The sequence below is a fragment of the Streptomyces sp. MspMP-M5 genome (assembly GCF_000373585.1).
Taxonomy (GTDB): Bacteria; Actinomycetota; Actinomycetes; order Streptomycetales; family Streptomycetaceae; genus Streptomyces.
Genome location: NZ_KB891907.1, coordinates 1 through 11,029, shown reverse-complemented (window position 1 = coordinate 11,029; position 11,029 = coordinate 1). Strand labels below are relative to the sequence as shown.

Annotated in this window: 11 protein-coding genes, 1 rRNA gene and 1 riboswitch; of the genes, 1 reads left to right on the top strand and 11 read right to left on the bottom strand. The window is 69.0% G+C overall.

The window, feature by feature from the left end; translation table 11 throughout:
- Positions 1–33 precede the first annotated feature (33 nt).
- A riboswitch (glycine riboswitch) is annotated at positions 34–131 on the bottom strand.
- 102 nt (positions 132–233) lie between these two features.
- Positions 234–629 carry a PRC-barrel domain-containing protein gene (locus tag B073_RS0124780; protein WP_199788197.1) on the top strand — a complete coding sequence of 132 codons (396 nt, stop codon included), beginning with the start codon at positions 234–236 and terminating at the stop codon, positions 627–629.
- On the opposite strand, the gene B073_RS0124775 is transcribed toward B073_RS0124780, so the two are convergent.
- The 11 genes from B073_RS0124775 to rrf form a co-directional block, all read right to left on the bottom strand.
- Complete coding sequence (locus tag B073_RS0124775) at positions 539–1,978, bottom strand: DNA polymerase IV (protein WP_026247700.1); 1,440 nt, start codon at positions 1,976–1,978, stop codon at positions 539–541. The genes B073_RS0124780 and B073_RS0124775 overlap by 91 nt on opposite strands.
- Before the next feature lie 68 nt (positions 1,979–2,046).
- The gene (locus B073_RS0124770) at positions 2,047–2,652 is read right to left on the bottom strand and encodes a MerR family transcriptional regulator (RefSeq protein WP_037812651.1); all 606 of its coding nucleotides are present in this window, start codon (positions 2,650–2,652) and stop codon (positions 2,047–2,049) included.
- A 184-nt stretch (positions 2,653–2,836) separates the two neighbouring features.
- A complete protein-coding gene (locus tag B073_RS0124765; protein WP_016571419.1) occupies positions 2,837–3,307 on the bottom strand; it encodes a bifunctional nuclease family protein in 471 nt (156 codons plus the stop codon).
- Between the two features lie 53 nt (positions 3,308–3,360).
- Positions 3,361–4,110: a MerR family transcriptional regulator gene (locus tag B073_RS0124760; protein WP_026247699.1), complete on the bottom strand. Its 750-nt coding sequence runs from the start codon at positions 4,108–4,110 to the stop codon at positions 3,361–3,363.
- 16 nt (positions 4,111–4,126) lie between these two features.
- Positions 4,127–4,975 carry an FHA domain-containing protein gene (locus B073_RS44360; protein WP_234025170.1) on the bottom strand — a complete coding sequence of 283 codons (849 nt, stop codon included), beginning with the start codon at positions 4,973–4,975 and terminating at the stop codon, positions 4,127–4,129.
- Positions 4,976–5,093: 118 nt separating this feature from the next.
- A complete protein-coding gene (locus tag B073_RS41020; protein ID WP_199788191.1) occupies positions 5,094–6,080 on the bottom strand; it encodes a DUF881 domain-containing protein in 987 nt (328 codons plus the stop codon).
- Between the two features lie 5 nt (positions 6,081–6,085).
- Positions 6,086–6,418: a small basic family protein gene (locus tag B073_RS0124740; protein WP_016578706.1), complete on the bottom strand. Its 333-nt coding sequence runs from the start codon at positions 6,416–6,418 to the stop codon at positions 6,086–6,088.
- The gene (locus B073_RS0124735) at positions 6,415–7,347 is read right to left on the bottom strand and encodes a DUF881 domain-containing protein (RefSeq protein ID WP_199788190.1); all 933 of its coding nucleotides are present in this window, start codon (positions 7,345–7,347) and stop codon (positions 6,415–6,417) included. The genes B073_RS0124740 and B073_RS0124735 overlap by 4 nt, the downstream gene beginning before the upstream one ends.
- Positions 7,348–7,424: 77 nt before the next feature.
- The gene (locus B073_RS0124730) at positions 7,425–9,920 is read right to left on the bottom strand and encodes a mannose-1-phosphate guanyltransferase (protein ID WP_026247698.1); all 2,496 of its coding nucleotides are present in this window, start codon (positions 9,918–9,920) and stop codon (positions 7,425–7,427) included.
- 118 nt (positions 9,921–10,038) lie between these two features.
- Entirely contained in the window at positions 10,039–10,647 is a 609-nt protein-coding gene (locus tag B073_RS0124725; RefSeq protein WP_018540767.1) for a CDP-alcohol phosphatidyltransferase family protein, read from the bottom strand.
- Positions 10,648–10,797: 150 nt separating this feature from the next.
- Positions 10,798–10,914, bottom strand: a 5S ribosomal RNA gene (rrf, locus tag B073_RS0124720).
- Positions 10,915–11,029 lie beyond the last annotated feature (115 nt).

The following is an 11,029-nucleotide window of genomic DNA, read 5'->3' as shown; positions in this document are numbered from 1 at the left end:
CTGTCCGTGGCCCGCCCTGCTTTCCAGAGTGACCTCGTCCATGCGGTACGTGTGCCTGAGAGATTCCGGGGAGGATTTGCTCCTTCGGCGCCCTGGTCGCGAACGACAAAGGACTCTCCCGCATGGGGTCGACGGCCATTCGCCAGCCTACCAGCGCACCGCCGGAACGATCCTTCGAGTGGCCGAGGCATGAAATGTGCCGTTTCGTTGTTGTCACAAGGCAGTTGCGACCAATTGGAGGGACCGTGCAAGCCGATATCGATCCCCGGAGCCTCATCGGCCGCAAAGCGTTCGACCGGAACGGCACGAAAATAGGGACCGTCGACGAGGTCTACCTCGACGACGCGACGGGCGAACCGGAGTGGGCGGCCGTCCGCACCGGCCTGTTCAGCAGGGATGCGTTCGTCCCCCTGGAGCCGAGCAAGATGGTCGGCGACTGCCTGCACATCCCCTATGACCGCAAGCTGATCAAGGATGCCCCGGATTTCGGCGTCGGCCGGCACCTCTCCCCCGAGCAGGAGCTCCAGCTCTACCACCACTACCGCCTCGATATCTCCGCACCGGCCGCGGAATCCGCCGCGCCCCCCGCTGACTCGGACTTCGGGCGGATCGCCGGCGCGGACGACTGATCCGGTCCGCCCAGCAGCGACAGCGGCTCGCCGGGCCGCAGCGCCGGATCGTCGACGACGAAGGTCCGCACCCGCCCCGGTGCGGACCACGGCGTCTCGAACCGTACGGTCACCCGCCCCACGCCACTGCCCTGCACCCATCCGGCGCCGAACTCCTCGTGGACCACGTCCAGCCCCGGATACCAGCGCCGCGGCAGCTCGACGACGGCCTCGGGCTCCCCCGCCGTCTCCCCTTCCGGCTCCACCACCCCGCCCACCTCCTCCGTCTCCCGCTCCATGGCCATCTGGGCGAAGAGATCCTCCTGTGTGAAGTCGGCCAGCCCGCTCACCCCCACGCCCAGGAGGCGCACCCCGCCCGTGGTGTCCACCGTCTCCAGCAGCCGCACGGCGGCCTCTCTGATGACGGCCGGGTCGTCGGTGGGCCCGCGCAACGTCTCGGACCGGGTCAGCGTGGAGAAGTCGTAGTTGCGCACCTTGATCACCACCGTGCGCCCGGACCGCCCGGCCGCCCGCAGCCGCTGGACGCAGCGGTCGGCCAGCCGCAGCACCTCGATCCGCACCCGCGTCCGGTCGGTGAGATCGACCTCGAAGGTGTCCTCCACCGACACCGATTTCGCGTCCCGCTCGGCCACCACCGGCCGCTCGTCCTGGCCGAGCGCCATCGCGTACAGCCCGGTGCCGTGCGCCTTGCCCAGCAGCCGCACCAGCTCGGCCTCGCCGGCCTCCGCGGTCTCCGCGACGGTGTGGATCCCGGCCCGGCGCAGCGCCTCGGCCGTCGCCGGCCCGACCCCGGGCAGCGTCCGCACCGGCATGGGCCCCAGCAGCTCCCGCTCGGTACCGGGCTCGATCACCACCAGACCGTCCGGTTTCGCCGCCTCGGACGCGATCTTGGCGAGCATCTTGGCGCCGGCCAGCCCCACCGACCCCGTCAGCCCGGTGACCGCCCTGATGTCCCGCCGCAGCTGCTCCCCCACGGCCCGCGCCGCGGCCGTCTCCGCCGGCACCCCGCCCGCCTCAAGATCCACAAAGGCTTCGTCCAGACTCAGCGGCTCCACGAGCGGCGAGAGCGCCCGCAGCAGCTCCATCACCGCATCACTCACTTGGCGGTACAGCGTGAACCGGGGACTGAGATAGGCGGCGTTGGGGCACAGCCGGCGCGCCTGCGCCGTCGGCATCGCCGAGCGCACCCCGAAGACCCGCGCCTCGTACGAGGCGGTGGCGACCACACCGCGCGGCCCGATCCCGCCGACGACCACGGGCTTTCCCCGCAGGCTCGGTTTGGCCGCCTGCTCGGCGGCCGCATAGAACGCATCCATGTCCAGATGCAGGATCGTCGGCGCACGTCTCACACCACTGATGCTGCCGCACACCACTGACAATCGGCCCGACCCCCGGGCCGGGAACCGCCCGTCGACCGTCAGCCGGCCCGGTTGCGCCGCCGCGCCAGCTCGTCGTGCGGGTTCTTCCCGACCAACGTCTCGCCGGTGTCCACCCGCTCCCCGTGGAGCTGTGACAGCGAGCCCTCCACGTCCCGCCACACCACACCGACCGCGATGCCGAAGACGCCCTGGCCGCCCTGGAGCAGGTCCACGACCTGGTCGGGCGAGGTGCACTCGTAGACCGTCGCGCCGTCGCTCATCAGCGTCATCCGCGTCAGATCGTCCAGGCCCCGCGCCCGCAGGTGCTGGACGGCGGTGCGGATGTTCTGCAGCGACACCCCGGTGTCCAGCAGCCGCTTGACGATCTTCAGGACGACGACGTCCCGGAAGCTGTAGAGCCGCTGGGTGCCGGATCCGTAGGCCGGCCGGATGCTGGGCTCCACGAGCCCCGTGCGTGCCCAGTAGTCCAGCTGTCGGTAGGTGATGCCCGCCGCCGCGCAGGCGGTCGGTCCGCGGTAGCCGACGCTGTCCGGCTCGCGCTCCCCCGACATCGCAGCGGCCTGTACCGGGCTGCGGTTCGCCGCCGCGCCCCTGTGGAGCGGCAATGCCCCTTCCGCCGCCGTACCGTCGCCGGTGATTGCCACGCCGCCCTCCGTCCTCCACGTCCCGGACGGGACCTGCCATATCGACGGTATGCAGTCACTCGGGGTGCGTCAACGATCGCCGCGCTCGCCACGCCGAGTGATAATCACCCTACGAGTGGTTTCTCGTGACTTGCCACGGGGAAGGGATCACAGGTTGGCTGGAAACAGGCGGTTGCCTGGCCGATCACTGATTGGTGCCGAAGTCCTCCGGCGAGATCTGGTCGAGGAACTCGCGGAACTTCTCCACCTCGTCCTCCTGCTCGTCCGGAATGGCGATCCCCGCGTCGTCCAGCACACCGTCGGTACCGAAGATCGGGGTCCCGGTGCGCAACGCCAGCGCTATCGCATCGGACGGCCGGGCACTGACCTCGACACCGCTGGCGAAGACCAGTTCCGCGTAGAAGACGCCTTCGCGCAGATCCGTGATCCTGACCTGCGTCAACTCCTGCCCCACGGCCTCCAGCACGTCCTTGAAGAGGTCGTGCGTCAGCGGCCTGGCGGGGACCATGCCCTGCTGGGCGAACGCGATGGCGGTGGCCTCGCCCGGCCCGATCCAAATGGGCAGGTAGCGGTCGCCTCCCACCTCCCGCAGCAGCACGATCGGTTGGCTGGAAGGCATCTCCACCCGGACACCCACGACGTCGAGCTCGTTCACACAGCAACCCTAGGCCGTGCTCGGTCGGTTTGGGTAGTCGGGCACTCGTTTGGTCACGGCACCCGGACTCGCAGGGCGCTCTGCAGCAGGGCCGCGTGCAGCCGCACCGACAGCGTGGCCAGCTCCGTGGCGGTGGCCTCGGCATGGGCCCGGGTCTGTGGGTTCCGGTGCCGCCGAAGGGGTGCAACGACCTGTTCGACGAGCCCCGCCTCGCGCTCCGCGGCCGCCTTCACGGCCCGCAGGTGCCGCGGCTCCAGTCCGAAACCGCCGAGGTCCGCCACGAGTTTGGCGACGGCCACCGCTTCGATGTCGTATCCCCCGTCCTCGTGGGGGACGATGAGTCCGTAGGACTCCCATTCGGCGAGCGCCGCCTCGTCGACCTCGGCGGCCGCCAGCAGCTCCGCCCGGCCGATCCGGGAGGCCGTCGGGCGCTCCCCGTCCACCTCGGACACACCCTCGACGAGATCCCGCGACGGCGCTGCCGGCGCCGGCAGCGAGACCTGCTCACCGCGCTCCAGGGCGTCGAGATGGTCCCTGATGACCTTCAAGGGGAGGTAGTGGTCCCGCTGCATCCGCAGCACGTTCGCCAGCCGCTCGACGTCCTCGGCGGTGAACTTGCGGTATCCGGAAGGCGTGCGCTGCGGCTCGATCAGCCCCTCGGCCTCCAGGAACCGGATCTTGGAGATGGTGACCTCGGGGAACTCCTCGCGCAGAACCCCGAGCACCGTGCCGATGCTCATCGGTTTGCGATCCGAGGAGGTGGTGCCGGACGAGCCGGCACCACCTGTCGGTGTATGGCGCATATGCCTTCCCTGGCGGTCAGATGCCGACGCCTCGCTGGCTGGCGTAGAAGACCATCCGGTACTTGCCGATCTGCACCTCGTCGCCGTTGGAGAGGACGACGGAGTCGATCGGCTCGCGGTTGACGTAGGTGCCGTTCAGGCTGCCGACGTCGGTGACCGTGAAGCGGCCGTCCGCACCGCGGCGGAACTCCACGTGGCTACGGGAGACCGTCACGTCGTCGAGGAAGATGTCGCCCTGCGGGTGCCGGCCCGCCGTCGTCAGCTCGCCGTCCAGGAGGAAGCGGCTGCCGGCGTTCGGGCCCCGGCGGACGACCAGCAGGGCCGAGCCCAGCGGAAGGGCGTCGACGGCCGCCTGGGCCTCCGGGGAGAGCGCCGGCGACAAATTCTGCCCGGTGGTCTCCGCGTCGTACGCCTCGATCCCCGAGATGGAGATCGTCGAGGTCGTCTCGGAGGCCCGCTCGGGCTGGGCGCCCGCGCGCAGCGGCGCGCCGCAGTTGGAGCAGAACCGGCTCGCCTCGGCGTTCCGGTGCCCGCACCTCGTACAAACCGGCAAGGTCGACCCTCCACCCGTGTGTGCGGCTGATGGTTCCTGGGAACCTATGCGGCCGGCACCGGAAGGGTCAACAGAACCCGCGCCATGCCCCCCGGACGGACCGCCCACCTCATCACGGAACAGCGGACGGTCACCGGCCGCGGCGTCCTCCTCCGGCCGGCGCGGCGCACGGTGCCGTGCGGAGCCGCCGTCGCCTTCCTTGCGCGCGCTCTTGCCGAACAGCTTTCCAAACAACTTCACGGGCGATTCCCCTTGTACGACACAGACCCGCCCGTGGGGCAGGACGAACCCTCGATGCACACACCGGCCGATCCGGACATCCTGTGAACGTCCGTGGCCTTCAGACAGTTTCCACCACACACCACACGCACGGTGCGTCGACCCCCCGCTACCTCATGCCCTCGCCGGGCCATCACCATACGTAGACGCCTCACCGGGATGACGACCGAGCGTAGTCAGGCCGCTTCGCCTGTCGCAAGGCGTCCACAACGATCTTCTGTTCACGGGCCACAGACACCTTGGCCTGCTCCTTTTCCAGTGTCTGGACCACTCCGCCAGGGATGTTGAGCGCCGGCTCCAGGTCCTCCGGCTTGCCGATGACCTTGAAGCGGTACGGCTGCGTGACGCGCTTGCCGTCGATCTGCACCCCGCCCCGGAGATCCGAGAGGGAGGTGCTCGCGACCACGCGCACGTCGTTCACCTGGATCGCCTCGGCTCCGGCCGCCCGCAGTTCCTGGATGGTGTCCAGCAGTTTGTCCGCCTCCACGGAGTGGTGGGGGTCGTCGATGGTCAGGTTGATGCCGGGGCCTTGCGCCGCGACGGTACCGGCCAGCACGCCCAGCTGCTGTTCCTTCTCCACGGTCTGCTTACGGGCCTCCTCGGCTTGGTCCGAGCTGTTCTCCAACTCGGTCTTCTGTCCCTCCAGGCGCCGCTGCTCACCCGTCAACCGCTGGGAGCGATTGTCTAGTTCGTCCAGAATGCGCACCAAGTCCTCTTGGCGTGCACCCCGCAGCGCACTGCTGTCACTTGTGGAACGTACCTGAATCGCGAGGCCGAGGCCGAGAATGAACAGGAGCAACGCGACGATCAGTTGAGCCCGGGTCAGCCGCGGCGGCCACAGACTGGCCCGCAGCCGCTGCCGACCGGTCAATCGAGCCGGCGCCGCCGACTCCCCGTCCGCCGTCGCGCCCGAACCATCACCAACCGCCGGTTCGGTCCGCTTCTGTCCTGCTTCCTGCTCCTCGCGCTCGGCATCCGAGCCTGCGGCGCGCTGCTCCGTATACCCCGGCCGATGAGGTGCCTCCGGCGGCATCGGCCGCCGCCCCGCGGGGTGGTCCGCACCGCCTTCCCGCGCCGGGCCGGCCTCCGGCCGCTCGTCCGGAGTGCGCTCCGGCTCCGGGGTCCCGTCCGCTGCCATCGGCCTCACGCCCGGAACACGTGCCGGCGGATCGCGGCAGCGTTGGAGAAGATGCGGATACCGAGCACCACCACGACGCCGGTGGAGAGTTGGGCGCCGACACCCAGCTTGTCGCCGAGGAAGACGATCAGAGCGGCGACCACGACGTTCGACAGGAAGGAGACGACGAAGACCTTGTCGTCGAAGATGCCGTCCAACATCGCCCGCAGACCACCGAACACGGCGTCAAGCGCAGCGACGACAGCGATCGGCAAGTAGGGCTCGACCACCGTCGGCACCACGGGTCGGACGACGATTCCGACCACGACTCCCACGATGAGGCCCAGTACGGCGATCACGATGTGCCCTTCCCTGTGTCGGCGCCGTCCGCCTTCGCGGCACCGGCCTTCGGCTTTGCGGTACGTACGGTCAAACTGGGCGCGGGCGGCAGCGTGACCTCGCTCTCCACGGAAATCCTGGCGCGTACGCCGTAGTTCTCCTGCAGCACGTGCAGATACTGGCCGTCGGCGCTGTCCTGGAACCCGGTGCTCAACCTCTGCCCGTCCCCCACCGCCAGCACCGTATAAGGCGGCACCAGCGGCTTGTTGTCGACCAGTATGGCGTCTCCCGCCGCTCTGATCGCCGACAGGGACGTAAGCCGCTGCCCATTGACGGAGATGGCCTCCGCACCGGACGCCCACAGGCCGTTGACCACCCGCTGCAGGTCACGGTCGCGCACCCGCCCGGTGTCCGAGAAGTCACTGCTCTCGCGCGGACCTCCGGTGCCGGCCTCCGCCCCCTTGGCGTCGTCCACCACGAGCTTCACGCCCGGCCCGGACACCTGGGTCGAACCGGCCAGCAGCGCCAGCAGGTCGGCCTTGCCGTCACCGTGCTGCTTCAGTGCCTCGCGCTGCATCCGGTCCACCTCGTCCCGGGCCGCGTCCACCCGCTGCTGCTGGGTGTCGGCCTCGGCGGTGCCCTTCTGGATGCGGTTGATCAGCTCCTCGCGCTCCTTGGCCAGCGTGGGCGCCGAGACCCGCGCCTGCGCCGCCCCCACGGTCACCACCAGCGCCGCCAGCACCAGACCCGCCGCCAGCCCCAACTTCGCCCGGAGCGTGCGCGGCAGACCACCGACGCCCGCCTCGGACTTCCGCGCGGCGGCCTCGGCGTACCCGTCGTCGAGGCTGTGGTCCATCACGTTGGTCAGCAGCGACATCGAAGCATCCGGGCGCGCGGCCGAAGGGTGGGGGCTGCTCCGAACGGGGCGCTGCTGCGACATGCCGCACATCGTCCCATGTCGGCGACGCGGTCTCCCAATGGCCCCACCGGCGCACCCCTCTGGGGGCACGCCGGCGGGGTCGTCGGTCAGCGGCCGGCGCTGTCCACCACGGCCGCCCACTCGTCCAGCAGCTGCTGGACCGAGGCGTCGTCCGGGCCCTCCGCCCAGAGATGGGTGACCGCCTCGGCCGGATCGGGCAGCACCAGCACCCAGCGCCCGTCGGCCTCCACGATCCGTACGCCGTCGGTGGTGTCCACATCGCGGTCGCCGGCGGCCTCCACCACGTGCCGCATCACCAGCCCCTTGACCGCCCACGGCGTCGCCAGATCCCGCCGCTGGACGTGCGCCCGCGGAATCCGCGCGTCGATCTGGCTGAGCGTGAGCTGCGTACGGGCCACCAGGCCGATCAGCCGGACGAACGCGGCCGCGCCGTCGAAGACGCTGCTGAACTCCGGGATGATGAAGCCGCCCAGGCCGTCACCGCCGAACACCGTGCCGTCCGACCGTCCCACCCGGGTCAGATCGTCCGGAGACGTCGTCGTCCACTCGACCTGCGTGCCGTGGTACGCCGCCACCTGCTCGGCGATCCGGGTCGTGGTCACCGGCAGCGCCACCCGGCCGCTGCGCCGCTCGGCCGCGACGAGGTCCAGCATCACCAGCAACGCCCGGTCGTCCTCGATGATCCGGCCGCGCTCGTCCACCAGGGAGAGCCGCTCGCCGACGGGGTCGAACCGCACGCCGAACGCGGCCCGGGCCGACGCCACGATCTCGCCCAGCCGGACCAGGCCGGCCCGCCGGGCGTCGGCGGTCTCGGTCGGCCGGGCCTCGTCCAGACCGGGGTTGATGGTCAGCGAGTCCACGCCGAGCCGGCCCAGGAGGCTGGGCAGCACCAGACCGGCGCTGCCGTTCGACGCGTCCACGACGACCTTGAGACCGGAGTCGCTGATGCCGGTGGTGTCCACGGCCCGCAGCATCGCTCCCGTATAGGAGTCGAACACGCTGGACGGGAAGTGGAGATCGCCGATCTCGCCGGGGAAGGCCCGCCGGTACTCCTGCCGGGCGTAGACGCGGTCGAGCTTGCGCTGACCGCCCTGCGAGAGGTCGGCGCCACGCTCGTCGAAGAACATGATGTCGACGGAGTCCGGCACCCCCGGCGTGGTCCGGACCATGATCCCGCCGGCGCTGCCCCGGGCGGTCTGCTGCCGGGCGACGGGCAGCGGTACGTTCTCCAGGTCGCGGACATCGATGGCACTCGCCTGGAGCGCGGAGATCACCGCCCGCTTCAGGGCCCGGGCACCGCGCGAGTGGTCGCGCGCCGTGGTGACCGTGGCCCCCTTCTTCAGCGTGGTGGCATACGCGCCGGCGAGCCGCACGGCGAGTTCGGGAGTGATCTCGACATTGAGGATCCCCGACACCCCGCGCGCCCCGAACAGGTGCGCCTGGCCGCGGGACTCCCAGATGACGGAGGTGTTGACGAACGCACCGGCCTCGATCGTCTTGAAGGGATAGACCCGCACATTGCCCTGGACGATCGACTCCTCGCCGATCAGGCACTCGTCGCCGATGACCGCGCCGTCCTCGATCCGCGCCGCGCGCATGATGTCGGTGTTCTTGCCGATCACACAGCCGCGCAGATTGCTCTGCTGCCCGATATAGACGTTGTCGTGCACCACTGCCCGGTGCAGGAACGCACCGCTCTTGACCACGACGTTGGAGCCGACGACGGTGTGCTCGCGGATCTCCACATCCGCCTCGACCTTGGCGTAGTCGCCGATGTACAACGGCCCGCGCAGCACTGCGTCCGGGTGCACCTCGGCGCCTTCGGCGACCCATACGCCCGGCGAGATCTCGAAGCCGTCGATATCGACGTCGACCTTGCCCTCGAGCACATCGGCCTGGGCCTTCACATAGCTTTCGTGCGTGCCGACGTCCTCCCAGTAGCCCTCGGCGACATAGCCGTAGATGGGCTTTCCGTCCTTCATCAACTGCGGAAAGACGTCCCCGGACCAGTCCACCGGAACATCCGCCTCGACGTAGTCGAAGACCTCCGGCTCCATCACATAGATACCGGTGTTCACGGTGTCCGAGAAGACCTGCCCCCAGGTGGGCTTCTCCAGAAAACGCTCGACCCGTCCGCCCTCGTCGACGATGGTGATGCCGAATTCCAACGGATTGGGCACCCTCGTCAGGCAAACGGTGACGAGGGCGCCCTTTTCCTTGTGGAAGCGGATGAGATCGGTGAGGTCGAAGTCGGTGAGGGCGTCACCGGAGATGACCAGGAAGGCATCGTCTCTGAGGGCCTCTTCGGCGTTCTTCACGCTCCCGGCGGTGCCGAGTGGCTTTTCCTCGTTGGCGTAGGTGAGCTCCATCCCCAGCTCTTCGCCGTCGCCGAAATAGTTCCGGACGAGCGAGGCCAGAAATTGCACGGTCACGACGGTCTCGCTGAGACCATGCCTTTTCAACAGCCGCAGCACATGCTCCATGATCGGCCGATTGGCCACCGGGAGCAGCGGCTTGGGCATGCTGGACGTCATGGGGCGAAGGCGTGTTCCTTCGCCGCCGGCCATCACAACGGCCTTCATGTCGGAAGCGTCCTCCTCGAAGAGACGACGGTCTTGCCGACTTCACTTGTCCAGAGCGCCCACTTTTCTCCCCCCGCGCGGGCGCTGGGCCTTGGCACGATCTGCCGATTCGGCGAGCTCAGTCGGCCGTGGCGTCCGCCCTGATGATCCGGCGGACCTGGACCACGTAGAGGATCCCTGCCCACCAGTACAGCGCTGTACCCCACCCGGCGAACGCCCATCCGAAAATAGCAGCGAGTGTGTGAAGCCAGCCACTTCCGTCACTGAGCAGCAGCAACGGGAAGGCGTACATCAAGTTGAACGTAGCCGCTTTGCCCAGGAAGTTCACCTGGGGAGGCCCGTATCCGTGGCGTCCGAGGAGGCCGACCGCGATCAGCAACATCAGCTCGCGGGCGAGCAGCGCCGCGGTGAGCCAGATCGGCAGGATGTCCCGCCAGGTCAGGCCGACGAGGGTGGAGAGGATGTAGAGGCGGTCGGCGGCCGGGTCGAGGATCCGGCCGAGGCTGCTGATCTGGTTCCAGCGCCGGGCGAGCTTGCCGTCGAGGTAATCGCTGACCCCGCTCAGCGCGAGGACGAGCAGCGCCCAGCCATCGGCCTTCGGGCCGCCGAATTCCGGCCAGAGGATCAGCCACAGGAACAGCGGCACACCGACCAGGCGCGCCATGCTCAGAATATTCGGGATGGTGAGGACGCGATCTGTCTGGATCCGCGTCTCCTGGACCTCCACGCGGAAGCCTCCTGTGGGAAAAATATGCCGATGATGCCTCTGACTTTACCTGGCCCGCCGGCCCTGCGGCGCCACGGGTCCCCGTACCACAACGCAAAAAAGCCTCGTTCCCCGAGTCGAAACTCGGGGAACGAGGCTTTATCAAAATTAGTTCGGCGGCGTCCTACTCTCCCACAGGGTCCCCCCTGCAGTACCATCGGCGCTGAAAGGCTTAGCTTCCGGGTTCGGAATGTAACCGGGCGTTTCCCTAACGCTATAACCACCGAAACACTATGAAACTTTAGAACAACCGTTGGTCTGTTCATGGCTTCAGAACCAACACAGTGGACGCGAGCAACTGAGGACAAGCCCTCGGCCTATTAGTACCAGTCAACTCCACACC